This window comes from Streptomyces sp. MspMP-M5, from assembly GCF_000373585.1.
Taxonomy (GTDB): domain Bacteria; phylum Actinomycetota; class Actinomycetes; order Streptomycetales; family Streptomycetaceae; genus Streptomyces.
This window is the reverse complement of the sequence record NZ_KB891855.1, coordinates 1-23,939: the sequence shown is the minus strand read 5'-3', so window position 1 is coordinate 23,939 and position 23,939 is coordinate 1. Positions and strand designations below refer to the sequence as shown.

At 74.4% G+C, this 23,939-nt stretch carries 20 protein-coding genes, 1 rRNA gene and 1 pseudogene; 9 read left to right on the top strand and 13 right to left on the bottom strand.

The window, feature by feature from the left end:
• Positions 1 to 11 precede the first annotated feature (11 nt).
• From B073_RS0105315 to recN, 3 genes are all read right to left on the bottom strand, one after another.
• Complete coding sequence (locus tag B073_RS0105315; RefSeq protein WP_037810988.1) at positions 12 to 1,175, bottom strand: glycosyltransferase family 4 protein; 1,164 nt, start codon at positions 1,173 to 1,175, stop codon at positions 12 to 14.
• A 404-nt stretch (positions 1,176 to 1,579) separates the two neighbouring features.
• A complete protein-coding gene (locus B073_RS0105310; protein WP_018537052.1) occupies positions 1,580 to 2,371 on the bottom strand; it encodes a hypothetical protein in 792 nt (263 codons plus the stop codon).
• A gap of 56 nt (positions 2,372 to 2,427) precedes the next feature.
• The gene (gene recN, locus B073_RS0105305) at positions 2,428 to 4,164 is read right to left on the bottom strand and encodes a DNA repair protein RecN (RefSeq protein WP_018537051.1); all 1,737 of its coding nucleotides are present in this window, start codon (positions 4,162 to 4,164) and stop codon (positions 2,428 to 2,430) included.
• 303 nt (positions 4,165 to 4,467) lie between these two features.
• On the opposite strand from recN, the gene B073_RS0105300 reads away from it, so the two are divergent.
• Positions 4,468 to 5,919, top strand: coding sequence for a S41 family peptidase (locus B073_RS0105300; protein WP_018537050.1), 1,452 nt, complete (start codon positions 4,468 to 4,470; stop codon positions 5,917 to 5,919).
• Between the two features lie 26 nt (positions 5,920 to 5,945).
• Here B073_RS0105300 and B073_RS0105295 read toward each other — a convergent pair whose 3' ends face one another.
• The 3 genes from B073_RS0105295 to B073_RS0105285 are packed head-to-tail and all read right to left on the bottom strand — an operon-like array spanning position 5,946 to position 8,060.
• Positions 5,946 to 6,824, bottom strand: coding sequence for an NAD kinase (locus tag B073_RS0105295; protein ID WP_018537049.1), 879 nt, complete (start codon positions 6,822 to 6,824; stop codon positions 5,946 to 5,948).
• A gap of 59 nt (positions 6,825 to 6,883) precedes the next feature.
• Complete coding sequence (locus B073_RS0105290; RefSeq protein ID WP_026247082.1) at positions 6,884 to 7,699, bottom strand: TlyA family RNA methyltransferase; 816 nt, start codon at positions 7,697 to 7,699, stop codon at positions 6,884 to 6,886.
• Between the two features lie 7 nt (positions 7,700 to 7,706).
• Complete coding sequence (locus B073_RS0105285; RefSeq protein WP_026247081.1) at positions 7,707 to 8,060, bottom strand: hypothetical protein; 354 nt, start codon at positions 8,058 to 8,060, stop codon at positions 7,707 to 7,709.
• Between the two features lie 64 nt (positions 8,061 to 8,124).
• On the opposite strand from B073_RS0105285, the gene B073_RS0105280 reads away from it, so the two are divergent.
• Positions 8,125 to 8,472 carry an SCP2 sterol-binding domain-containing protein gene (locus B073_RS0105280; protein ID WP_018537046.1) on the top strand — a complete coding sequence of 116 codons (348 nt, stop codon included), beginning with the start codon at positions 8,125 to 8,127 and terminating at the stop codon, positions 8,470 to 8,472.
• Here B073_RS0105280 and B073_RS39170 read toward each other — a convergent pair.
• From B073_RS39170 to B073_RS0105265, 3 genes are all read right to left on the bottom strand, one after another.
• Positions 8,456 to 9,280 (bottom strand): ABC transporter ATP-binding protein, encoded by an 825-nt coding sequence (locus tag B073_RS39170; RefSeq protein WP_018537045.1) that lies wholly within the window; start codon positions 9,278 to 9,280, stop codon positions 8,456 to 8,458. The genes B073_RS0105280 and B073_RS39170 overlap by 17 nt on opposite strands.
• Positions 9,281 to 9,359: 79 nt before the next feature.
• On the bottom strand, positions 9,360 to 10,469 hold the full coding sequence (locus tag B073_RS0105270) for an iron chelate uptake ABC transporter family permease subunit (protein ID WP_018537044.1): 1,110 nt from the start codon (positions 10,467 to 10,469) through the stop codon (positions 9,360 to 9,362).
• An 89-nt stretch (positions 10,470 to 10,558) separates the two neighbouring features.
• Entirely contained in the window at positions 10,559 to 11,617 is a 1,059-nt protein-coding gene (locus tag B073_RS0105265; protein ID WP_018537043.1) for a FecCD family ABC transporter permease, read from the bottom strand.
• A 111-nt stretch (positions 11,618 to 11,728) separates the two neighbouring features.
• On the opposite strand from B073_RS0105265, the gene B073_RS0105260 reads away from it, so the two are divergent.
• Together B073_RS0105260 and B073_RS0105255 are read left to right on the top strand one after the other, a co-directional pair.
• Positions 11,729 to 12,757: an ABC transporter substrate-binding protein gene (locus B073_RS0105260; protein ID WP_018537042.1), complete on the top strand. Its 1,029-nt coding sequence runs from the start codon at positions 11,729 to 11,731 to the stop codon at positions 12,755 to 12,757.
• Positions 12,758 to 12,831: 74 nt separating this feature from the next.
• Entirely contained in the window at positions 12,832 to 13,728 is an 897-nt protein-coding gene (locus B073_RS0105255; protein WP_018537041.1) for a siderophore-interacting protein, read from the top strand.
• An 81-nt stretch (positions 13,729 to 13,809) separates the two neighbouring features.
• Here the strand turns inward: B073_RS0105255 and B073_RS0105250 are convergent, their stop codons facing one another.
• Positions 13,810 to 14,859, bottom strand: coding sequence for an HAD-IIA family hydrolase (locus tag B073_RS0105250; RefSeq protein ID WP_018537040.1), 1,050 nt, complete (start codon positions 14,857 to 14,859; stop codon positions 13,810 to 13,812).
• A gap of 116 nt (positions 14,860 to 14,975) precedes the next feature.
• Between B073_RS0105250 and B073_RS0105245 the strand changes: the two genes are divergently transcribed.
• From B073_RS0105245 to B073_RS0105225, 5 genes are all read left to right on the top strand, one after another.
• A complete protein-coding gene (locus B073_RS0105245) occupies positions 14,976 to 16,241 on the top strand; it encodes a DUF1015 family protein (RefSeq protein ID WP_018537039.1) in 1,266 nt (421 codons plus the stop codon).
• A 158-nt stretch (positions 16,242 to 16,399) separates the two neighbouring features.
• Positions 16,400 to 17,947 (top strand): pyridoxal phosphate-dependent decarboxylase family protein, encoded by a 1,548-nt coding sequence (locus tag B073_RS0105240; RefSeq protein ID WP_018537038.1) that lies wholly within the window; start codon positions 16,400 to 16,402, stop codon positions 17,945 to 17,947.
• A gap of 41 nt (positions 17,948 to 17,988) precedes the next feature.
• Positions 17,989 to 19,314: a lysine N(6)-hydroxylase/L-ornithine N(5)-oxygenase family protein gene (locus tag B073_RS0105235; protein ID WP_018537037.1), complete on the top strand. Its 1,326-nt coding sequence runs from the start codon at positions 17,989 to 17,991 to the stop codon at positions 19,312 to 19,314.
• The gene (locus tag B073_RS0105230) at positions 19,311 to 19,880 is read left to right on the top strand and encodes a GNAT family N-acetyltransferase (protein WP_018537036.1); all 570 of its coding nucleotides are present in this window, start codon (positions 19,311 to 19,313) and stop codon (positions 19,878 to 19,880) included. Before B073_RS0105235 ends, B073_RS0105230 begins: the two co-directional genes overlap by 4 nt.
• Positions 19,877 to 21,694 (top strand): IucA/IucC family protein, encoded by a 1,818-nt coding sequence (locus B073_RS0105225; RefSeq protein WP_018537035.1) that lies wholly within the window; start codon positions 19,877 to 19,879, stop codon positions 21,692 to 21,694. The genes B073_RS0105230 and B073_RS0105225 overlap by 4 nt, the downstream gene beginning before the upstream one ends.
• 79 nt (positions 21,695 to 21,773) lie before the next feature.
• Here B073_RS0105225 and B073_RS47070 read toward each other — a convergent pair whose 3' ends face one another.
• From B073_RS47070 to rrf, 3 genes and pseudogenes are all read right to left on the bottom strand, one after another.
• Positions 21,774 to 22,541 carry a hypothetical protein gene (locus B073_RS47070; protein ID WP_051093926.1) on the bottom strand — a complete coding sequence of 256 codons (768 nt, stop codon included), beginning with the start codon at positions 22,539 to 22,541 and terminating at the stop codon, positions 21,774 to 21,776.
• Positions 22,542 to 22,574: 33 nt separating this feature from the next.
• A pseudogene (locus tag B073_RS49230) lies at positions 22,575 to 23,510 on the bottom strand (tetratricopeptide repeat protein); the annotation flags it as partial.
• 125 nt (positions 23,511 to 23,635) lie between these two features.
• Positions 23,636 to 23,752, bottom strand: a 5S ribosomal RNA gene (gene rrf, locus B073_RS0105215).
• Between the last annotated feature and the right edge of the window lie 187 nt (positions 23,753 to 23,939).

Below are 23,939 nucleotides of genomic sequence, written 5' to 3'. Positions count from 1 at the left end.
GCCGGCGGGGGTCAGGGGGGCGGCTGCGGCGGCTGGGTCAGTTCGTCGTAGACGCTGAGGATCTGGGCGACCGTGTCGTTCTCGCTGGGCCAGCCGGCGGCCTGGGCGCGGCCGGCCGCGGCGAGCGTGTCGCGGCGCACCGGGTCGGCCAGCAGGTCCAGGACCGTACGGGCCAGCCCGGTGGTGTCGCCGTAGCGGACCAACTCGGCGGCCCGGCCGACGAGTTCGGGGGTGCCGCCGGTGTCGGTGGCCACCAGGGGGACGCCGGCGCGCAGCGCCTCCTGGGCGATCAGGGAGCGCGCCTCCCAGCGGCTGGGCAGCACCACCAGGTCGGCGGCGGCGAGGAGTTCGGGCACGTCGTCGCGGCGGCCGAGCAGCTGGACCGGCAGCCGTTCGCTGTCGATCCGGCGCTGCAGCGCGGCGCGCTCGCCGCCCTCGCCGGCGATGGCGAGCAGCGGCTGGGGGTCGAGTCCGCACCAGGCGTGGGCCGCGTCCAGCAGCAGGTCGTGGCCCTGGGACGGGTCGAGCCGGCCGACCGCGAGCAGCAACGGCCGGTCCACCACGCCGAGTTCGGCGCGCTCCTTGTCGCGGCCGCGCTCGGGGTCGGCGGCCGGCGCGCCGGACCGGCCGGGCCGGGGGCGCGGGATGGCGACCGGCGCGAGGCGGGCGTCCTTGGCGCCGCGCTCGCGCGCCCGGTCGACGAGGTCGGAGCAGACGCCCAGGACGACCGCCGCGGCCCGGGCCACCCGCCGCTCCATCAGGTGCGCCATCCCGGCCCGGGCGCCCTCGGTGTGCGCCTTGGTGTGCCAGGTGATGACGAGGGGCACCCGGCCGCCCCGGGGGCGGCACAGTCCGCGCAGCGCCATCGAGGCGCGCAGTCCGGCCCGCAGGCCGTGCGCATGGATGAGGTCCGCGTCCCAGCAGGCGGCGCGCAGTGCGGTGATGCCCGCCGGGTCCATCCGCGGGACGAGCGGGACGAACCGGGCGCCCGCCGCGGTGAAGCCGTAGGCGTCCTCGGCCTCCGGCGGGGCGCACACCGTCACCCGGACGCCGCGGGCGACCAGCCCCTCGGCGAGCGAGCGGACGTGTGCCGCGCTGCCGGCGCCGCCGTGGCCGAGCACCTGGACCGTGCGCAGCGGCGAGAGCCCGTGCGGCCGGGCCGGGGTGCTGGTCACGAGGTCGGGCTCCTGGGTCGGGGCGGTACGGACCGTACCGGTGGGGCGGTTCGGCGCTGCGAGGTGCCGCGAGGTGCCGGGGCGCACCGACGCTCCGGCCTGCGGGCAGGACGGAGCGGGCGCGCCCCGGCACTGCGCACCGCGCCCAGGATGCCAGTCCGGGAGCGTCAATTCGGCACCGTGCAGACGCCGTTCCGGTGGGAACTCTCACCCCCGGTTCCACGGATTCACCCACATGGGTGACCCAGTGGGTGAGCGGACCGCCACCCGATGGGGGTGAACCCACCCCTCCGGTCCGCCTCCGCCACTGTCCGGAACCCGTCCCTGACTGTCCGGATCGGGTCGCTCCGGATCTCTCTCCCCGAGCCGCGCGCACCGGGCGGGCGGCGCGGGCACCGCTTGCGTCAGAGCGCCCCGGCCAGCCGGCTGACCCGGTCGCCGGCGGCGGCCGCGGCGACCAGCGCGGCGGCGTGCGCGGCCAGTCCCGCCCGCGGGTTGGTGGCGACGACGGCCAGCCCGAGGGCGGCGCCGAGGGCGTGCGCGCCGGCGTCGCCGAGCATCGTCCGCTCCCCGAGGTCGTCCGCGGCGAGCGCGGCCGCGGCGCCGAGGGGCACGGCGGCCAGCGCGGCGCCCGGACCGCGGCGCAGCAGCCCCGGTGCGGCCAGCGCCAGGGCGGCGCCGACGGCCCGGCCCGGCCGGACGTCGAGGAGGTTGACCAGGTGGGCCGAGCCGGCGATCACCACGCCGGCCAGCAGCCGGTCGGCCGGGCGGTCCTTGAGCAGGGCGCCGGCGGCGAGCCCGGCGGCGCCGATCCCGAAGAGCTTGACCGCCCCGCTGGTGACCTCGCCGTGCCGCAGCGCGCCCAGATGCGCCCGGAAGCCGCGGCGGGGGTCGCCGGCGCCGGCCAGGTCGTCGTAGGCCCCGCAGGCGCCGGCGGCCAGGACGGCGAGCGCCGCCGCGCCGCGCGCCCGGGCGGGCAGGCGCGGCGCGGTGGCCGCGGCGAGCGCGGTGCCGAGCGTGGCCGCCGGGCCGGCGTGCAGGGTGACCGTCCGGCCCGCGTGGTTCTTCCGCTCCCACCGGGCCGCGCCGCCCGGGGGCCGGCGGCGCAGCGCCTCGTAGCCGGCCCGGGTCGCGGCCGCCGCGGCGAGCAGCGCCGTGCTCCGTGCCGGCGCCCGGCCGCCCGCTGCCCTCGCCATGCCGCTCCCCTTCGTCGCCTTCGTCTTCGTCGTCGTCTTCGTCGCCACCGGTGCGGTCAGGTGCCCGTGCGGGCGGTCTCCAGCAGTTCCTCGGCGTGTGCGCGGGCCGTCTCGGAGTCCTCCTGGCCGGCCAGCATCCGGGACAGCTCGCGAATCCGGTCCTCGCCCTCCAGGACGGTGACGCCGCTGCGGGTCACCGAGCCGTCGTTGGTCTTCTCCACCAGCAGCTGCCGGTCGGCGAACGCGGCGACCTGCGGGAGGTGGGTGACCACCACGACCTGCGCCGACTTGGCCAGCCGGGCCAGCCGCCGGCCGACCTCGACGGCCGCCTTGCCGCCGACGCCCGCGTCCACCTCGTCGAAGAGATAGGTCGGCACCGGGTCCGAGCCGGCGAAGACGACCTCGACGGCCAGCATCACCCGGGACAGCTCGCCGCCGGAGGCGCCCTTGGCGATCGGCCGGGGCGGGGCGCCCGGGTGCGGGGCCAGCAGGATCTCGACCTCGTCGGCGCCGGCCGGGCCGTAGGCCACGGTGCGGCCGTTCACCTCGATGCCGTCGGTCTCCGCGGCGTCGCCGGAGAGTTCGCTCTGGTGGAGGGCGACGCTCACCCGGGCGTGCGGCATGGCCAGTTCGCCCAGCTCGGCGGTGACCGCGGCCGCGAAGCGCTCCGCGGAGGCGGTCCGGGCGTCGGTCAACTGCTGGGCGAGTTCGCCCAGTTCGGCGCGGAGGGCGGTGTGCTCGGCGGCCAGCTCGGTGATCCGGTCGTCGTCGCCGTCGAGTTCGGCGAGCCGGGCGGCGCTCTGTTCGGACCACGCCAGCACCGCGGTGATGTCCTCGCCGTACTTGCGGGTGAGGTGGTTCAGCGCGGCGCGGCGCTCCTCCACCGCGGCCAGCCGCAGCGGATCGGCGTCCAGGCCGTCGGCGTAACTCGCCAGTTCGGTGGCGACGTCGGCCATCAGGATGCCGAGCTCGCCGAGCCGGTCGGCGAGCGCGGCCAGCTCCTCGTCGTGGCCGCGGACCGCCTCCAGGGCGCGGTGGGCGCCGGCGACCAGGGTGGTGGCGTCGACACCCTCGGGGTCCTCGGGGTTGCCGGCCAGCGCACCGTGCGCGAGGGTCGCGGCGGAGGCCAGCGCCTCGGCGTGGCCGAGCCGTTCGGCCTCGGCGGCGAGTTCGGTGTCCTCGCCGGGCAGCGGTTCGGTGGCGGCGATCTCGTCCAGGCCGAAGCGGAGCAGATCGGCCTCCTGGGCGCGCTCCCGGGCCCGGGTGGTCAGCTCGTCCAGTTCGGCGGCGACGGTGCGCAGCCGGCGGTACGCGGCGGTGTACTTGGCGAGCGGGACGGCGACCGCGTCACCGGCGTAGCGGTCCAGGGCCTGGCGCTGGCGCGCGGGCCGCAGCAGGCCCTGCTGGTCGGTCTGGCCGTGCACCGCGACGAGGTCGTCGGCGAGGTCGCCGAGCACCCCGACCGGGACCGAACGGCCGCCGACATGGGCCCGCGAGCGGCCCTCGGCGGACACCGTGCGGCTGATCAGCAGCGCGCCCTCGTCCAGCTCCGCGCCGGCCTCCTCGGCCCGTACGGCCGCCGGGGACGCGGAATTGAGGACGATCCTGCCCTCGACCACCGCCGCCCTGGCACCGATCCGCACCAGCGCGGGGTCCGCGCGCCCGCCCAGCAGCAGGCCGAGGCTGGTGACGACCATGGTCTTGCCCGCGCCGGTCTCGCCGGTCACCGCCGTGAAGCCCGGTGACAGCTCGACGACCGCGTCGTCGATGACACCCAGGGACCGGATCCGCATCTCCTCCAACACGGGTACGACCTTACGAGGTCCGGGGGTCGCCCCGCGACGGCCTCCCCCATACCGGCATCCGGCTCCGGCCCTGCCCGGCCCGGCGCACGCCCCCGACGTGCGGAAAACCGTACCGGGAAGGCGGGTGGCCGCTGCATGGTGCCCGGCCCGGCCCGGCGGGCACGCTGGCGGGGCAGTACGGCGGCGCCCGGCCGGGCGCCCGTTCCGACGGCCGGCGGCACGGCCGTTCCCGGCTTCCGGCCCGGCGGCCGTCCCCTTCCCGGACCCGTCCCGACTTCCCCGAGGTACCCCATGAGTGATCCGGCAGCGCCCCGCCCGTCCCGCGCCCTGCGCCCCGCCGTCCTGGCGGCCCTCGCCCTGGCGACCACGCTCACCGGCTGCACCGCCCCGGCCCCCGCCCGCGCCGCCGGGGCGCCGGCCGCCGCGCCCTCCCTGGACGGCGTCTGGCGGACCGACGGCTACGGCACCCTCGTCACGATCAAGGGCCGCACCCTGAAGACGTACGAGACCACCGCCGTCAGCTGCCTGCCGGGCGCGGTCACCGGCACCCGGGCCGGCGCCCCCGGCGCGGACGGCACGCTGCGCTTCACGGTGCCGGACTCGGCGCCGCTCACCGTCGCCCCGGCGGGCGCGGGGCGGGCCCGGATGGCCTTCGCCGACAACGTCGGCCACCACGCCCTGCGCCGGGCCGGCGCGCTGCCGGAGCGCTGCGCCGCCCGGCCGTCCCGCGACCCGCGGGCGGTCTTCGACGTCTTCTGGCGGACGTATGCGGAGAACTACCCCTTCTTCCGGGCGAAGGGCATCGACTGGAACGCGGTCCGGGACCGCTACCGCCCCCGGATCACCGCCCGGACCACGGACGCCGAACTCTTCGCGGTGCTGCGCGCGATGATCGAGCCGCTGCACGACGCACACACCCGGGTCGTCACCGGGCCGGACCGGTGGTTCGCGGGCGCGCGGCCCGGCACCGTGCTGCCCACGGCCGCGTTCACCGCCCGGGTCGACGCGGCGCTCGCCGCGAACCTCGGCCCGCGCACCGTCCGGCGGCAATGGGCGGGCGGCAGGCTCTCCTACGCCGATCTGCCCGGCCGGATCGGCTACTTCCGGGTCACCCAGTTCGCCAAGTACACCGAGCAGGGCGACTACGCGGGAGACGTGGCCGAGCTGGACCGGGCGCTGGACGCGGTCTTCACCGAGGCCCGCACGCAGGGCCCGACCGCGCTCCGCGGCCTCGTCCTGGACCTGCGGCTCAACGGCGGCGGCTCGGACGCCCTCGGCCTGCGGATCGCCTCCCGGCTCACCGACCGGCCCTACCTCGCGTACCGCAAGCGGGTCCGGAACGACCCGCGGTACCCGGACCGCTTCACCGCACCGGAGCCGCTCACCGTCCGCCCGCACCGGGGGCCGGTCTACACCGGGCCGATGGCCGTGCTCACCGGCCGGCTGACGGTCAGTGCGGGCGAGACCTTCACCCAGTCCCTGATGGGCCGCTCCCCCGCGCCCACCCGGATCGGCGAGAACACCCAGGGCGTCTTCTCCGACGTGCTGGAGCGGGCGCTGCCCAACGGCTGGAGCTTCGGCCTGCCGAACGAGGAGTTCCTGACGGCCGGCGGCCGCACCTTCGACGGGCCCGGCATCCCGCCCGCCGTACCCACCCCGGTCTTCACCGAGGCGGAGCTGTCCGCCCGGCGCGACACGGCGCTGGCCCGGGCCCGGGAGCTGCTGGCGGGCGGCGGCGCGTAGCGGGCGCCGCCGCGCGGCCCGTCGGATTAGTGGGGCGCGCCCCGCCAGCCGGCCACCGGGAGGGCGAACTTGGCGACCAGCCGGTCGGTGAAGGAGGCGTGGTGCAGCCGGGCCAGGCGGACCGGGACGGCGCCGCGGCGGACCTCGACGCGGGCCCCGGCGGGCAGCTCGACGCTGCGCCGGCCGTCGCACCACAGCACCCCGTGCGGCGTCTTGGGCTGGACCTCGACGGCCAGCACCGAGGCCGGCGAGGTGACCAGCGGCTTGGCGAACAGCGCATGGGCGCTGATCGGGACCATCAGCAGCGCTTCGACCTCCGGCCAGACGACCGGGCCGCCGGCCGAGAAGGCGTAGGCGGTGGAGCCGGTCGGGGTCGCGCAGACCACACCGTCGCCGCCGAAGCGGGAGACCGGCCGGCCGTCCACCTCGGTGACGACCTCCAGCATCCGCTCGCGGGCGGCCTTCTCCACGGACGCCTCGTTGAGCGCCCAGTCGGTGTGCACCACGGCGCCGTTGTTGCGCACCAGGACGTCGAGGGTCATCCGCTCCTCGACCTCGTAGGAGCGGGTGACGACGCGGTCGACGACCTTGTCGAGGTCGTCGCGCTCGGCCTCGGCGAGGAAGCCGACCCGGCCGAGGTTGACGCCCAGCATCGGCACCCCGGACGTCCGGGCGAAGTCCGCGCCGCGCAGCAGCGTGCCGTCCCCGCCGAGGACGACGAGCAGTTCGCAGCCCTCGGCCGCGCACGGCTCGGACTCCACGCGCTCGACCGAGGCCGGCAGCGGCAGGTCCGCGGCCTCCTCGGCCAGCACCCGCACCCCGATCCCGCTGCGCAGCAGTCCCTGGACGACGAGTTCGGCGCTGCGGACGGCCGCCGGACGGCCGGTGTGCGCGAGCAGGAACACCGTCCGCCCGGTGCGGCCGTCCTGCTGTGCCGCGCTGCCTTCAACTGCCTGGGTAGTGGTCAACTGGGCCCCTCCGCCACTGCACGGTCGACATCCGCCGGGTCGAGTGCAGGCGCCCCGGCGCGCAGCCACAGAAAGTACTCGACGTTTCCCGAGGGACCGGGCAGCGGGCTGGCGGTCACGCCGAGGACGCCCAGCCCCAGCCCGGCCGCGCGGTCCGCGACGCCGCGCACCGCCTCGGCCCGCAGCGCGGCGCTGCGCACCACCCCGCCGCTGCCCAGCCGCTCCTTGCCGACCTCGAACTGCGGCTTGACCATCAGCACCAGGTCGGCGTCGGGCGCCGCGCAGCGGACCAGCGCGGGCAGCACCAGGCCCAGCGGGATGAAGGAGAGGTCGCCGACGACGAGGTCGACGGGCCGGTCGTCGATCTGATCCAGGGTCAGTTCGCGGACGTTGGTGCGGTCCTTGACGGTGACCCGCTCGTCGCTCTGCAGCTGCCAGGCGAGCTGTCCGTAGCCGACGTCCACGGCGACGACATGGCCGGCGCCGGCGCGCAGCAGGACGTCGGTGAAGCCGCCGGTGGAGGCGCCCGCGTCCAGGGCGCGGCGGCCTTCGACGCGCAGCCCGCGCGGGACGAAGGCGGCCAGCGCCCCGGCGAGCTTGTGGCCGCCGCGCGAGACGTAGTCCGGGTCGCTCTCGTCCTCGCGGACGACCACGGCCGCGCTGGTCTCCACCTGGGTGGCCGGCTTGGTCGCGGTCGCCCCGCCGACGGTCACCCGGCCCGCGGCGATCAGCTGGCTCGCGTGCTCCCGCGAGCGGGCCAGCTTGCGGCGCACCAGCTCCGCGTCGAGACGGCGTCGTGCCACTCCTGCCACCTGTGGTTCAGCTCCTACCGTTCGGGCCGGCCGGGCCGGCCGGATCGTGCGTCGGGGACGGGGCGGGCGGCCCGGGGTGCTGGTCGAGGGAGGCCAGCACGTCGCGCAGCCCACGGTGGACATCCTCGTACATGTCCAGGTGGCCGCTCACCGGGAGGTGGTCGGCTTCGGCCAGCCGCCGCAGGACGGCGTCGACCGCGGCCTGGCCGGTGGGGGCCGCGGCCACCCCGAGCGGCCGCGGGCCGGCGGGCTCGGCGGGCTCCGCGGATGCGGGCGCCTCGGGGGCGTCAGACGCCTCGGGGGCCTCGGTGGCCTGCTGCGCGGCCGGGGCCGGCTCCGGGCCGTTCATGGGGTCTGCCATGCCCCCGACGCTACCTCGGTCGTGCGCCCCCGGCCGTCCGTGACCTGGCGTATCGTCGGGCCCGATGGCAACTCTCGACCAGTGCCGCGCCGCGCTCGAACGGCTGGCCCACAACCTTTCCTCGGCGGACGGCGGGGTGCGCAGCGCCGCCGCGCTCGACCGCTCCGTCAGCTGCCGGATCACCGACCTGGACACCACCTTCGTCGGGCGGCTGGCCGACGGCGGCCTGCGGGACGTGACCTGCGTCGCCGGGCCGCCGCCGGAGAAGGCCGAGATCCGGCTGACGATGTCCGGCGACGACCTGGTCGCGCTGGTGGACGGCCGGCTCAACTTCGCCCGGGCCTGGGGCAGCGGCCGGGTGCGGCTGGAGGCCGGGCTGCGCGACCTGATGCGGCTCAGGACGCTGCTGTAGCCGACGCCGCCGCGGCGGCCTCCCGGGGCCGGCGGGCGGCCGGGACGACCAGCGGGGTGCCGGTCTCGGGGTCGTCGATGATCCGGCAGTCGATGCCGAAGACCCGGCCCACCAGTTCGGCGGTGACGATCTCCGACGGCGCGCCCTCGGCGACCACCGCGCCGTTCTTCATGGCGATCAGATGGGTGGCGTAGCGGGCCGCCTGGTTGAGGTCGTGCAGCACCGCGACCAGGGTGCGGCCCTGCTCCTCGTGGAGGGTGGCGCACAGGTCCAGGACCTCGATCTGGTGCTGGATGTCGAGGTAGGTGGTCGGCTCGTCGAGGAGGAACAGCGGCGTCTGCTGGGCCAGGGCCATGGCGATCCAGACCCGCTGCCGCTGTCCGCCGGAGAGTTCGTCGACGTAGCGGTCGGCCAGCGCGGCCACGCCGGTCGCGGCCATCGACTCCTGGACGATCCGCTCGTCCTCGGCCGACCACTGGCGCAGCAGTCCCTGGTGCGGGTAGCGGCCGCGGGCGACGAGGTCGGCGACGGTGATGCCGTCCGGGGCGACCGAGGACTGCGGCAGCAGGCCCAGGGTGCGGGCGACCTGCTTGGCCGGCAGCGAGGAGATCCGCTGCCCGTCGAGCAGGACCGCGCCGGCGGCCGGCTTGAGCATCCGCGACAGGGCGCGCAGCAGCGTGGACTTGCCGCAGGCGTTGGGGCCGACGATGACGGTGAAGGAGTGGTCGGGGATGGCGACCGTGAGGTTCTCGGCGATGGTCCGCTGGTCGTAGGCGAGGGTGAGGTTCTCGGCCGTCAGACGGCTCACTGGGTGGCTCCTGGGGTGGTCGGGGTGGTCGGGTCGCCGGTGGGGGCTCCGGGAGGCGCGGTGGCGGGCGGTCGGCTGTTCACACCCGGCCCGCCCTGCGCTCGACGACCAGCAGCCACAGCAGGTAGCCGCCGCCGAGGACGCCGGTCACCACGCCGACCGGCAGCTGGTCGGCGCCGAAGAGCCGCTGGGCGGCCCAGTCAGCGCCGACCAGCAGGGCGGCGCCCATCAGGGCGGCGGGCAGCAGGTTGGGGCCGGGTGAACGGGTCAGCCGGCGGGCGAGCTGGGGCGCGGTGAGGGCGACGAAGGCGATCGGGCCGGCCGCGGCGGTGCCGGCGGCGACGAGGACGACGGCGGCCAACAGGGCGGTGATCCGGACGCGTTCGGTCCGCACGCCCAGCGCGGCGGCCGCGTCGTCGCCCATCTCCAGCATCCGCAGCGGCCGCGCGCACAGCAGCACCACCGGGACCAGCACCGCGCAGACCGCGGCCAGCGGCCCGACCTGGCTCCAGTCGCGGCCGCTGAGCGAACCGGTCATCCAGGTGGTGGCCCGGGCCGCGTCGTAGATGGTGGACTTCGTCAGGAGGTAGAGCACCACGGCGTAGAGCATGGCGGCGGCGCCGATGCCGACGAGGATGAAGCGGTAGCCGTGGACGCCGCGCTTCCAGGCGAGCAGGAAGATGGCCACACCGGTGGCCACCCCGCCGACGACGGCTCCGACGGCCACCGCGAAGGGCGCGCCGTGGAACCACACGATCACGACCAGCGCGCCGACCGAGGAGCCCTGGGAGAGGCCGAGCATGTCCGGGCTGCCCAGCGGGTTGCGGGAGACGGCCTGGAAGACCGCGCCGCCGAGCCCGAAGGCGGCGCCGACCAGCAGCCCCACCAGCACCCGCGGCAGCCGCAGTTCGTGCACGATGAACTCCTGGCCGGTGGTGCCGCCGCCGGTCAGGGTGGCGAGCACCTCCGAGGGGGTCATCGGGAAGTCGCCGGAGCCGATCAGGGCGACCGCGGCGGCCGCGGCGACGGCCAGCAGCAGCGCGCCGGCCAGGACGGCGCGCAGGTCCAGCCGGAGCGAGAGGCCGCCCGCGGTCCGCACCGTGCGGGTCCGCCGCGGCCGCTCCGGCTTCCCGGCCTTTGCGGCCTGCCCCGCCGGTCCGGCCTTTCCGGGCTTCACTGTCGCGTTCACTGCCTCTCCTCGTTCGCGTCGCTCGCCCGGCCCGCCGCGCCCGTCACCTTCATCGCGTCCGTCACGTGCGTCATGTCCGTCCCGTCCGTTCACAGTTGGGCCATCCGCCGGCGCCGGACGAGGTAGATGAAGACCGGGCCGCCGACGACCGCGGTGACGATGCCGACCTGGAGTTCGCCGGGCCGGGCCACCACCCGTCCGAGCACGTCCGCGCCGACCAGCAGCACCGGCGAGAGCACCGCCGAGTACGGCAGGATCCAGCGCAGGTCCGGCCCGGTGAGGGCGCGCACCGCGTGCGGCACCATCAGGCCGACGTAGACGATCGGGCCGCAGACCGCGGTGGCACCGCCGCACAGCAGGGTGACCGCGAGCATGGCCAGCACCCGGGTGCGGGTCAGCCGGGCGCCCAGGGCGCGGGCCTGGTCGTCGCCGAGCGCGACGGCGTTGAGCGGACGGGCGAGCAGCAGCGCGAGCAGCGCGCCGGCCACGAGGAACGGCGCGATCCGGGTCACCGTCGGCATGGTGGCGGCGGCCAGCGAGCCGACCGTCCAGAACCGCATCCGGTCCAGCGCCGCGGAGTCCATGAGATTGACGGCGTTGAGGTAGCCGGTGAGGACGGCGGTCAGCGCGGTGCCGGCGAGCGCGAGCCGGACCGGGGTGGCGTTGCGGGTGCCGCCGAGCACATAGACGGCGACCGAGACGAGGGCGGCGCCGGCGAAGGCGAACCACACATAGCCGGACAGCGAGGTGACGCCGAAGAAGCTGATGCCGGAGACCACCGCGGCCGAGGCGCCGGCGTTGATGCCGAGGAGGCCGGGGTCGGCGAGCGGGTTGCGGGTGAGCGCCTGCATGACGGTGCCGGCGAGGCCGAGGGCGGCGCCGACCAGCAGCCCGAGGAGGGTGCGGGGCAGCCGCACATCGCGGATGACGACGTCGGTGTCGGAGCCGGAGTAGTGGAACACCCCGTGCCAGACGTCGTCGAGGGGTATCTGTTTGGCGCCGACGGCGATGCCGAGGACGGCGACGACGGCGAGCAGGGCGAGGGAGGCGGTCAGCCCCGCGGCACGGACGGCGTGCCGCCGTCGGGGTGCGCCGGGAGCCGTCGCCGCGTCGGGCGGACTGTCAACGGGGGGGCTGTCAACCAACACACCGGTTAGGTTAGCCTACCCTCACAAGCAGTCGATCTACCGGCCCTTCCGGTTCCGGCCCACCCGCCATGCCCGTTGGGGCGATCCGCCTCCAGAGAGAAGCACGAAGCCATGAGAACCCCTCGCAGCGTATCCCTGTCCCGACGCGGTGTCCTGGCCGCGGGCGGCGCCGTCGGCATCGGCGCCCTGCTCGCCGCCTGCGGCGGGAGCAAGGGCTCGGCGGGCGCGAGCGGTGGCGGCAAGGGCGGCCCGTGGTCCTTCACCGACGACCGCGGGCAGAAGGTCTCGCTGCCCGAAACCCCGCACCGGATCGTCGCCTTCACCGGCACCGCCGCGGCCCTGCACGACTTCGGCATCGACGACCAGATCGCCGGCGTCTTCGGCCCCACCAAGCTGGCGAACGGCAAGCCCGACCCGCAGGCCGGCGACCTCGACATCGACAAGGTCACCATCCTCGGCAACGCCTACAACCAGTTCAACGTCGAGAAGTACGCGAGCCTCGCCCCCGATCTGCTGGTCACCAACATGTACGAGCCGGGCGCGCTGTGGTTCGTCCCGGACGACAGCAAGGACAAGATCACCAAGCTGGCCAAGCCGGTGGCCATCACCTCGTCCCGGGTGCCGCTGGACCGGATCATCGGGCGGTACGCGGAGCTCGCCGCCTCGCTCGGCGCGAACCTGAAGGCCAAGAAGGTCACCGACGCCAAGGCCCGCTTCGAGAAGGCCGCGGCCCGCCTGCGCAAGGCCGCCGCCGCCCACCCCGTCAAGGTCCTCGCCTGCTCCGGCGCCGCCGACTTCTTCTACGCCTCCAACCCCGGCATTAACGCGGACCTGATGTACTTCAAGTCCCTCGGCGTGGACCTGATCGTCCCCGACCACCTCGACAAGGGCGGCTACTTCGAGAGCCTGAGCTGGGAGAACGCCGACAAGTACAAGGCCGACGTGCTCCTGCTGGACAACCGGACCGCCACCCTCCAGCCCAAGGACCTGGCCGCCAAGCCGTCCTGGGCCAAGCTGCCCGCCGTCAAGGCCGGCCAGATCACCCCCTGGGCCAGCGAGCCGCGCTTCTCCTACGCCGGCGCCGCCCCGCTCCTGGAGTCGCTCGCCCAGGCCATCGAGCACGCGAAGAAGGTCAACTGACGCACCGCCGGGCCGGTTTCCCGCCGGCCCGGCCCGCCCGCCCCAGCCCGTTCTCCGTCCCGGGAGGTTCCCGTATGACCGCGACCGCCGCCCCCACCTCCGCGCCGTTCCGCTTCTTCGACGTCCGGGTCGCCCGCACCCGGCGGCTCGGCCCGTCCATGGTCCGGATCACCTTCACCGGCGAACGGCTGGCGGAACTGGCGTCCGGCGGCCGGGACCAGCGCTTCAAACTGTTCCTCCCGCAGCCCCACCAGACCGCGCCGGTCTTCGAGGACACGGGGGACGGCTGGTACGCCGCCTGGCGGGCGCAGGACCCGGCCGAGCGCCCGGTGATGCGCTCCTACACCATCCGCGAACAGCGCCCCCACCTCGGCGAGTTCGACGTGGACTTCGCACTGCACGGCGCCGACGACCCGGCCTCGCCGGCCGGGGGCCCGGCCAGCCGCTGGGCGCTCGCGGCCCGGCCCGGCGACCGGCTGACCGTCCTCGCCCCGGCCGTCGAGGACAACGGCGGGGTGGACTTCCGGCCGCCGCCCGGCACCGACTGGATCCTGCTGACCGGTGACGAGACCGCCCTCCCGGCCATCGCCGGCATCCTGGCCTGGCTCTCCCCGGGCACCGTCGCCAAGGTCTGGATCGAGATCGGCCACGAGGACGACCGCCGGCCGCTGCCGACCTTCGCCGACACCGAGGTCAGCTGGCTCGTCCGGGAACACGCCGGGCCCGGCCGCGGCGAGCCCGTCCTGGACGCGCTGCGCGCCGCCGACCTCCCCGAGGGCACCCCGTACGCCTGGATCGCCGGCGAGGCCGGCACCGTCAAGGCGGTGCGCCGGCACCTCGTCGGGGAGCGCGGATTCGACCGCCGCGCGGTGAAGTTCACCGGCTACTGGCGGCGCGGCGCCACCGAGGAGGACCTGATCGCGGAGCTGACCGCGGCGGCCACGGCGGCCGCCGCCACCGGCGAGGAGTGAGCCGCACCCCACCGCCCCCTGAGGCCCCGCCGCTCCCGGCGGGGCCCGACGGCTTCCCCCACTCCGATAACTGACGTGCCGTTACATACCCAGCAGGCTCAGCGCCTTGGCCGCGTCCGCCGGGCAACTCCCCTCACCCGCCGCGGTCCAGGCGGCCGCGCACAGCGCCCGCAGCCCGTCCAGCGGTGCGCCCGCGCCGTCCAGGAGCAGTTCGTCGCCGGCCGCCTCGGCCCGCCAGCCGCCGCAGCGGAAGCCGGCGCCGTCGGTCGCCACCTCCGGCTGCGGCCGCAGCAGCCCGCGCAGATCCGCGTCCACATACGTCGGCCGGTGCGCGGGCGGCGCGGCCAGCAGGTCGGCCGGGGTGGTGACGCCGGTGAGCACCAGCAGGGAGTCCACACCGCCGTTCCAGGCGCCCTCGATGTCGGTGTCGAGCCGGTCGCCGATCACCAGCGGCCGCCGCGCACCGGTCCGCAGCACCGTCTCCCGGTGCATCGGCGGCTGCGGCTTGCCCGCGACCTGCGGCGCCCCGCCGGCGGCGATCCGCACCACCTCCACCAGCGCGCCGTTGCCGGGCGCGATCCCGCGCTCCTTGGGGATGGTCAGATCGGTGTTGGAGGCGAACCACGGCACCCCGCGCTGCACCGCGTACGCGGCCTCGGCCAGCTGCTCCCAGTCCAGCGACGGGTCGAAGCCCTGGACCACCGCCGCCGGGTCGTCGTCCACCGACGCCACCGGCACCAGTCCCCGCTCGCGCAGCGCCACCCGCAGCCCCTCACCGCCGACCGCCAGCACCCGGGCGCCGTCCGGCACCTGCTCGGAGATCAGCCGGGCCACCGCCTGCGCGGAGGTGATCACGTCCTCCGCGGTCGCCGGCAGACCGAATCCGGCCAGCTGGCCGGCGACCGCCTGCGGCGTCCGGGACGCGTTGTTGGTCACGTATGCCAGGTGCATGCCGCCCTCGTGCGCCGCGGTCAGCGACGCCACGGCATGCTCGACGGCCGCTCCGCCCGCGTAGACCACGCCGTCCAGATCCAGCAGCGCCGTGTCGTACGCCGCGCTCAGCGCGTCCCGGCACCCGTCGGGCCGGCCCCGCACACCGTCGCCCGACCGTTCGCCACCCTGCTCGCCCATGCCGTCCTGCTCCTCGCTCCTCGGTGCCCTACCAGGCTCGCCCGGTCGATATTTCTGGCCGATCGCGGCCTCTCCCCCGATCATCCCGCACCCCCTTCCCGGCTTAGCATTCTTCAATGACCACCTCCGACGGCCTCCGCCTCCTCCCGTTCCGCGGCCTGCGCTACGCACCGGACCGGGTCAGCAGCCTCACCGCGGTCACCTCCCCGCCCTACGACGTCGTGGTCCGCCCGGACGAGGTCCTGGAGTTGGAGACCTCCGACCCGTACAACATCGTCCGGCTGATCCTGCCGCACGCGGTGGATCCGGCCGCCCGGCACCGCCAGGCCGCGGACACCCTGCGCCGCTGGCGCGAGGAGGGAATCCTCACACCGGATCCGGAGCCGGCGCTGTACGTCTACGAGCAGCGCGCCGGGGACGTCCTCCAGCGCGGCCTGATCGGCGCGCTCCGGCTGGACGGCCCGGTGCTGCCGCACGAGGACGTCATCCCCGAGGTGGTCGAGGACCGGGCCGCCCTGATGGGGGCCGCGGCCGCCAACTTCGAGCCGCTGCTGCTGTCGTACCGCGGCCAGGGCACCGCGAACGGCGCCACCGCGGTCATCGAGCGCACGGTCCTGCGCACCCCGCTGCTCGCCACCACCACCGAGGACGGCTTCGCCCACCGCCTGTGGGCGCTCACCGACCCGGCCGAGCTGGCCGCCGTCGACGCGGACCTGGCCCTCCGGGAGGCGCTGATCGCCGACGGCCACCACCGCTGGGCGACCTACCAGCGGCTCCACGAGCAGCGGGCGGCCGCCGGCCCCGACTCCCCCTGGGCGTCCGGGCTGGTGCTCCTGGTCGACACCGCCCGCTATCCGCTCCAGGTCCGGGCGATCCACCGGGTGCTGCCGCACCTGCCCCCGGAGAAGGCGCTGGCGGACGTGGCCGGCGCGTTCCGGGTCTCCCGGCTGCCGGGCGGGCTGCCCGCCGCCCTGGAGGCGCTGACCGAGACGCCCGGCAACGCCTTCGTGCTGTCCGGCGGCCCGGACTCCTTCCACCTCCTGGACCGCCCCGATCCGCGGCTGCTGGAGGGCGCGATCCGCACCGACCGGCCCGTGGCCTGGCGGCGGTTGGACGCGACGGTGCTGCACTCGGTGCTGCTGGACGAGGTCTGGCGAATCCCGGACCGCCCGTCGGACATCTGCTATCTGCACCACGCCGAGGCCGCGGTGGCGCAGGCCGCCCGGCACGGCGGGACGGCCGTGCTGATGCGCGCCACCTCGGAGGAGACCGTCCGTCAACTCGCCCAGCAGGGCGTGACGATGCCCCGTAAGTCCACCTCGTTCGGCCCCAAGCCGGCGACCGGTCTGGTGCTGCGCACGCTCGACGAAGGGAGCTGCTGAGGCGCCGCGGGACCGGCCCGTCCCGGCACCCCGCAGCCACCCGGTGATCCGGTTAGGTTAGGCTTACCTCACTGCGTCACCGGGCGGGTCCCCCTGCCCCTGTGCACACCTCCGCACCTGCACAGGACGCGGTCGACCCGCACCAGGGAGGGCCCTTCATGAGTCGCCTCGCGCACCCCGCCGAGGACCCGGCCGACAGCCGCACCTATCTCCTCAACAACCGCACCGCCGACCGCTACCGCACCGCCGTCACCGACAGCGTCACCCGGCTCAGCGACCGGTTCGCCACCACCGAGCGCCCCTTCACCGGCGTCTCCGTCGACGAGCTGGCACCCACCGTCGCCGCCGTCGACCTCGACACCCCGCTGCACGACCCGGCCGCCGCGCTCGACGAGCTGGAACGCGTCTACCTCCGCGACGCCATCTACTTCCACCACCCGCGCTACCTCGCGCACCTCAACTGCCCCGTGGTGATCCCGGCCCTCGTCGGCGAGGCGGTGCTCTCCGCCGTCAACTCCTCCCTGGACACCTGGGACCAGAGCGCCGGCGGCACCCTCATCGAGCGCCGCCTGATCGACTGGACCGCCGAGCGGATCGGCCTCGGCGCGGCCGCCGACGGCATCTTCACCAGCGGCGGCAGCCAGTCCAACCTCCAGGCCATGCTGCTCGCCCGGGACGAGACCTGCCGCCGCGAACTCGCCCACGAGTCCACCCCGGAAGGCACCCGGCTCACCGACCTGCTCCCCCGGCTGCGCATCCTCACCTCCGCCTGCAGCCACTTCAGCATCCGCAAGTCCGCCACCCTGCTCGGCCTGGGCGCGGAGGCCGTCATCGCCGTCCCCGCCGACGACACCAAGCGGATGCGCACCGACGCGCTCGCCGCCGAACTGGAGCGCTGCCGCCGCGACGGCCTGATACCCATGGCGATCGTCGCCACCGCCGGCACCACCGACTTCGGCTCCATCGACCCGCTCCCGGAGATCGCCGACCTGGCCGCCCGGTACGGCGCCTGGATGCACGTGGACGCCGCCTACGGCTGCGGCCTGCTGGTCTCCCGCCGCCGCGAACTGCTCACCGGCATCGAACGCGCCGACTCGGTGACCGTCGACTACCACAAGTCCTTCTTCCAGCCGGTCAGTTCCAGCGCCGTCCTGGTCCGCGACCGTGCCACGCTCCGGCACGTCACCTACCACGCGGACTACCTCAACCCGCGCCGGATGGTCGAGAAGCGGATCCCCAACCAGGTCGACAAGTCGCTGCAGACCACCCGCCGCTTCGACGCCCTCAAACTCTGGCTGACCCTGCGCATCATGGGCGCACAGGCCGTCGGCGAACTCTTCGACGAGGTCGTCGACCGGGCCGCCGACGCCTGGAAACTGCTGCACGACGACCCGCGCTTCGAGGTCGTGGTGGAGCCCCAGCTCAGCACCCTGGTCTTCCGCTACCTCCCCGGCGGCCCCCAGGACCCCGAACTCACCGACCGGGTCAATCTGCACGCCCGGGAAGCCCTCTTCGCCTCCGGTGACGCGATCGTCGCGGGCACCAAGGTCGACGGCCGGCACTACCTGAAGTTCACCCTGCTCAACCCGGAGACCACGCTCGACGACATCGCCACCGTCCTCGACCTGATCGCCGAGCACGCCGGCCGCCACCTCGCCGAGCAGCCCGGAGCCGGCCGCCCGGCCCCGGCCCTCAGCGCCCCCTGACCCGACGCAACCGTTCGACCATCTCCGGAGAGAGACCCCCCGTGACCGTCCCCCACGACACCCCCTACGACTTCCTCGCCATCGGACTCGGCCCGTTCAACCTCGGCCTGGCCTGCCTGACCGCCCCCATCGACGAGCTGAACGGCCTCTTCCTCGACGACCGGCCGGCCTTCGACTGGCACCCCGGCATGATGCTGGAGAGCAGCCACCTCCAGGTCCCGTTCATGGCCGACCTGGTCACCCTCGCCGACCCCACCTCGCCCTTCTCCTTCCTCAACTACCTGAAGGAATCGGGCCGGATGTACTCCTTCTACATCCGCGAGAACTTCTATCCGCTGCGCGCCGAGTTCAACGACTACTGCCGTTGGGCCGTCGGGAAACTCGACACCGTCCGCTTCTCCCACAAGGTCACCACCGTCGAGTACGACGAGAGTGCCGAGGTCTACCTCGTCCACGCCGACCACCAGGGCGAACGGCACACCTTCCGGGCCCGCAAGCTCGTCCTCGGCACCGGCACCCCGCCGCACCTCCCCGACGCCTGCCGGGACCTCGGCGGCGACGCCCTGCACAACGCCGGCTACCTCGACGCCAAGGCCGCCCTCCAGGCCAAGGACAGCATCACCATCATCGGCAGCGGCCAGAGCGCCGCCGAGATCTACCACGACCTCCTCCAGGACATCGACGCCCACGGCTACCACCTGACCTGGGCTACCCGCTCCCCCCGCTTCTTCCCCCTCGAATACACCAAGCTCACCCTGGAGATGACCTCCCCGGAGTACGTGGACTACTTCCACGCCCTCCCCCCGGCCACCCGCGACCGCCTCAACGCCACCCAGAAGCACCTCTACAAGGGCATCGACTCGGAGCTGATCAACGACATCTTCGACCTGCTCTACCAGAAGCGCCTGGCCGGCCCGGTCCGCACCCGCCTGCTCACCAACACCGCACTCCAGGACGCCCGTTACGACGAGGCCACCGGCACCTACACCCTCGGCCTGCGCCAGGAGGAACAGGGCCGCGACTTCACCCTCGCCACCCAGGGCCTGATCCTCGCCACCGGCTACCGCTACCGCGTACCCGACTTCCTGGACCCGGTCCGCGACCGGATCGCCTGGGACGCCGCCGGCCGCTACGACGTCGCCCGCAACTACAGCATCGACACCACCGGCCACGGCATCTTCGTGCAGAACGCCGAGCTGCACACCCACGGCTTCGTCACGCCCGACCTCGGCATGGCCGCCTACCGCAACTCCTGCATCGTCCGCGAGCTGCTCGGCCGCGAGTACTACCCGGTCGAGAAGGCCATCGCTTTCCAGGAGTTCGCCGCCCCGGCCGGCCCGCACGACCCGATGGAGATACCCGCATGAACGCCCCCGTCTTCACCCGCACCGACCCCGCGCTGGGGGAGTTCGCCCTGCGGCCCGTCGACCCCGCCGCCGACGCCGCCGTCCTGCACTCCTGGGTCACCCACCCCAAGGCCGTCTTCTGGCTGATGCAGGACTGCGACCTGCCGGCCGTCGAGAAGGAGTTCGCCCGGATCGACGCCGATCCGCACCACGACGCCTTCCTCGGCCTGCACGACGGCACCCCCGCCTTCCTCATGGAGCGCTACGACCCCGCCCACCGCGAACTGGTCGGCATCCACGCCGCCCGGCCCGGCGACGTCGGCATGCACTTCCTGACCGCCCCCACGGACACCCCCGTCCACGGCTTCACCCACGCCGTCCTCATCACGGTCATGGAGAGCCTCTTCGCCGACCCCGACACCCGGCGCGTGGTCGTCGAACCCGACACCCGCAACACCGCGGTGCACGCCCTCAACGAGGCCGTCGGCTTCGAAGTCGTCCGCACCGTCTCGCTGCCCTCCAAAGACGCCCTGCTCAGCACCTGCACCCGCGACCAGTTCCTGGCCACCCGAGGAGCCCACCGATGACCACCCGGGAAACCCCCTCCCCCGCCCCGCACCAGCCCGCCCAGGACGCGGTCGCCCACCTCACCCCCGACCTGTGGGCCCGCGCCAACCGCGCCCTGGTCCGCAAGGCCCTCGCCGAGTTCGCCCACGAACGCCTCCTGACGCCCGAGCCGCTGCCCGAGGACGGCCGCTACGCCGTCCACAGCGACGACGCCACCACCACCTACCGCTTCACCGCCCGCAGACGCGCCCTCGACCACTGGCAGATCGACCCGGACGGCATCACCCGCCACCGCGCCGGCACCGAACTCCCCCTGGACGCCCTGGACTTCATCACCGAGTTCCACACCTCCCTGGGCCTGGCCGCAGACGTCCTCCCCGTCTACCTGGAGGAGATCAGCTCCACCCTCTCCGGCACCGCCTACAAGCTCGCCGGCAAGGCCCCCACCGCCGCCGAACTCGCCGGCGCCGGCTTCCAGGCCGTCGAGACCGGCATGACCGAGGGCCACCCCTGCTTCGTCGCCAACAACGGCCGCCTCGGCTTCGGCGTCCACGAGTACCACGCCTACGCCCCCGAGGCCGCCGCCCCGCTCCAGCTGATCTGGCTGGCCGCCCACCGCGACCACAGCACCTTCACCGCCGGCGCCGGCCTCGACTACGACACGCTCATCGAGGCCGAACTCCCCGCCGGGACCCGGGCCCGCTTCACCGCCACCCTCACCGGCCTCGGCCTCGACCCCGCCGACTACCACCTCTTCCCCACCCACCCCTGGCAGTGGTGGAACAAGCTCTCCGTCACCTTCGCCGCCGAGGTCGCCCAGCGCCGCCTGGTCTGCCTGGGCCCCGGCGACGACCAGTACCTCGCCCAGCAGTCCATCCGCACCTTCTTCAACACCAGCCACCCCGGCAAGCACTACGTCAAAACGGCCCTCTCGGTCCTCAACATGGGCTTCATGCGCGGCCTTTCCGCCTCGTACATGGAGGCCACCCCGGCCATCAACGACTGGCTGGCCCGCCTGATCGACGCCGACGACACCTTCAAGGCCGCCCGCTTCTCGATCATCCGCGAGCGCGCCGCCATCGGCTACCACCACCGCCAGTACGAGGCCGCCACCGAAAAGGGCTCCCCGTACCGCAAGATGCTCGCCGCCCTCTGGCGCGAGAGCCCGGTCCCCACCCTCGAACCGGGCCAGCGGCTGGCGACCATGGCCTCCCTCCTCCACGTCGACCGCGCCGGCGACTCCTTCGCCGCCGCCCTGATCGCCGAGTCCGGCCTGGCCCCCGAGGTCTGGCTGCGCCGCTACCTCGACGGCTACCTCACCCCGGTCCTGCACGCGTTCTACGCCTACGACCTGGTCTTCATGCCGCACGGCGAGAACGCCATCCTCGTCATCGAGGACGGCGCGGTGGCCCGCGTGATCTTCAAGGACATCGCCGAGGAGATCGCCGTGATGTCCGCCGACGCGGTCCTCCCGCCGACCGTCGAACGCATCCGCGCCGACGTCCCCGACGACAAGAAGCTGCTCTCCGTCTTCACCGACGTCTTCGACTGCTTCTTCCGCTTCCTCGGCGCCACCCTCGACGACCGCGGCGTCCTCGACGAGGACACCTTCTGGCGCACCGTCGCCGCCACCGTCACCGACTACCAGGCGGCCCACCCCCACCTCGCCGACAAGTTCGCCGAGTACGACATGTTCGCCCCCGAGTTCGCCCTCTCCTGCCTCAACCGCCTCCAGCTGCGCAACAACCAGCAGATGGTCGACCTCCAGGACCCGGCCGGCGCCCTCCAGCTCATCGGCACCCTCCACAACCCCATCGCCCCGTACGCACCCTGATCCACCCCACAACACCCCCCACAACGAGAAGGGCGGACCCGCACGGGCCCGCCCTTCTCGTCACTCACCAACCGGCGACCTACTCGGTCTTCTCCGCGTCGCCGCCGGCCGCGGCCTCACCCGCCGCCTGCTCCGCTCCGGCCTCTTCTTCGGCCTCTTCGTCGTCCTCGACCAGCGCGTCGGTGAACTGCACCCCGTCCAGCTCGGCCAGCCGGTCCGACGCATCCGTCGTCCCCGCCTGATCGGCCTCCAGCGCCTTGGCGAACCAGTCCCGCGCCTCGCCCTCGCGCCCGACCGCCAGCAGCGCGTCCGCGTACGCGTAGCGCAGCCGGGCCGTCCACGGGTGCACCGCGTTCGACGCCAGCTCGGGGCTCTGCAGCGTCACCACCGCGGCGTCCGCCTGCCCCATGTCCCGCCGGGCCCCGGCCGCGACCAGCCGCATCTCGACCTGCCCGGCCTTGTCCAGCCGCTGCACCTCCGGCTCACCGGCCATCGCCAGCGCCTTCTCCGGCCGCCCGAGCCCGCGCTCACAGTCCGCCATGAGCGGCCACAGCTCCGCGCTGCCGGTCATCCGCCGCGCCGCCCGGAACTCCTTCAGCGCCTCGGCGTACTTCCCGACCCCGTACGCCGCGAAGCCGCCCGCCTCCCGGACCGCCGCGACCCGCGACGCCAGCCGCAGCGCCACCCGCGCATACCCGTACGCCTTCTCCGGGTCCTCGTCGAGCAGCCGCGCGACCATCACCAGGTTCTTGGCGACGTCCTCCGCCAGCGTCTTCGGCAGGCTCTGCAGTTCCTGCCGCACCGCCTTGTCGATCTCCTCGCCGGTCACGTCCTCCGGAATCGGCAGCCGCTTGATCGGCTCTCGGTCGCGGTCCCGCCAGTCGTCCCGACGCGCCCCGTCCCGACGGTCGTCGCGCCGGTCGTCCCGGCCGCGCCCGCCACCGTAGGGCCGCCGCGCCCCGCGCTCGCCGCCGCGCTCGTCACGCCGGAACCCACCACGGTCATCCCGCCGCGGCCCCCGATCCCGGTCATCCCTCCGGAACCCACCACGCTCGCCATCCCGACGGAACCCACCGCGCTCGTCGTCCCGCCGGACGCCGCCACGCTCGTCGTCACGCCGGAACCCACCGCGGTTGTCCTCACGCCGGAAGCCACCGCGGTCGTCGTCCCGCCGCGGCGCCCGCGCACGGTCGTCCCGCGGACGGTCGTCCCGCCGGAAACCCCCACGGTCGTCCCGCTCGTCGCGACGGAACCCGCCCCGGCCACCGCCGCGCTCGTCGCGCCGCTCGTCGCGCCGCTCGAACCGGTCGTCCCTACGGAACCCGCCACGGTCGCGATCGTCCCGACGGTCGCGATCGTCCCGACGCTCATCCCGCCGGAACCCGCCCCGGTCGTCCCGCCGCTCGAACCGGTCGTCGCGCCGGAATCCACCGCGCTCGCCGCCGCGCTCGTCACGCCGGAACCCACCACGGTCATCCCGCCGCGGCCCCCGATCCCGGTCATCCCTCCGGAACCCACCACGCTCGCCATCCCGACGGAACCCACCGCGGTCGTCGTCCCGCCGGACGCCGCCACGCTCGTCGTCACGCCGGAACCCACCGCGGCCACCGGGCCGCTCGTCCCGCCGCTCATCGCGCCGCTCGGACCGGTCGTCGCGTCGGAAACCGCCGCGCTCACCACCACGGTTGTCGCGGCCGGTGCGGTTGTCCCGGCTGTCGCGCCGCGGCCCCCGGTCATCGCGCCGGAAGCCACCATGGTCACCGCCGTCGCGCCTCGGCCGGCGCTCCGGACGATCGTCGGAAGGGTTGGTGGACATCGACGTGACTCCTGTCTTCGGTACTGCATTCATTCTCACGCACCGACCCGTTCGGCGCGCTCCGGCAAAACAAAAGGACCCCTGGTCCCAGCGTGAACGCTGGGACCAGGGGTCCTTCACAAATTGTTCGGCGGCGTCCTACTCTCCCACAGGGTCCCCCCTGCAGTACCATCGGCGCTGAAAGGCTTAGCTTCCGGGTTCGGAATGTAACCGGGCGTTTCCCTAACGCTATAACCACCGAAACCCATTCGGGTTCAAGCGAACAAGCACACTCTTCAGTTAAAGAAGTGGTTCTTGTACCGACGCTGCGACTGTTCGCAACCCGGGAACCACACAGTGGACGCGAGCAACTGAGGACAAGCCCTCGGCCTATTAGTACCAGTCAACTCCACACCTTACGATGCTTCCATATCTGGCCTATCAACCCAG

Bases quoted from the DNA above. Each gene is read 5' to 3' on its own strand.
- B073_RS0105300 (WP_018537050.1), top strand. From the start codon at position 4,468: ATGAGTGATCCGGCAGCGCCCCGCCCGTCCCGCGCCCTGCGCCCCGCC.
- B073_RS0105310 (WP_018537052.1), bottom strand. From the start codon at position 2,371: ATGGCGAGGGCAGCGGGCGGCCGGGCGCCGGCACGGAGCACGGCGCTG.
- recN (WP_018537051.1), bottom strand. From the start codon at position 4,164: ATGCGGATCCGGTCCCTGGGTGTCATCGACGACGCGGTCGTCGAGCTG.
- B073_RS0105250 (WP_018537040.1), bottom strand. From the start codon at position 14,859: ATGGGCGAGCAGGGTGGCGAACGGTCGGGCGACGGTGTGCGGGGCCGG.
- B073_RS0105260 (WP_018537042.1), top strand. From the start codon at position 11,729: ATGAGAACCCCTCGCAGCGTATCCCTGTCCCGACGCGGTGTCCTGGCC.
- B073_RS0105225 (WP_018537035.1), top strand. From the start codon at position 19,877: ATGACCACCCGGGAAACCCCCTCCCCCGCCCCGCACCAGCCCGCCCAG.
- B073_RS0105255 (WP_018537041.1), top strand. From the start codon at position 12,832: ATGACCGCGACCGCCGCCCCCACCTCCGCGCCGTTCCGCTTCTTCGAC.
- B073_RS0105285 (WP_026247081.1), bottom strand. From the start codon at position 8,060: ATGGCAGACCCCATGAACGGCCCGGAGCCGGCCCCGGCCGCGCAGCAG.
- B073_RS0105280 (WP_018537046.1), top strand. From the start codon at position 8,125: ATGGCAACTCTCGACCAGTGCCGCGCCGCGCTCGAACGGCTGGCCCAC.
- B073_RS0105245 (WP_018537039.1), top strand. From the start codon at position 14,976: ATGACCACCTCCGACGGCCTCCGCCTCCTCCCGTTCCGCGGCCTGCGC.
- B073_RS0105240 (WP_018537038.1), top strand. From the start codon at position 16,400: ATGAGTCGCCTCGCGCACCCCGCCGAGGACCCGGCCGACAGCCGCACC.
- B073_RS0105230 (WP_018537036.1), top strand. From the start codon at position 19,311: ATGAACGCCCCCGTCTTCACCCGCACCGACCCCGCGCTGGGGGAGTTC.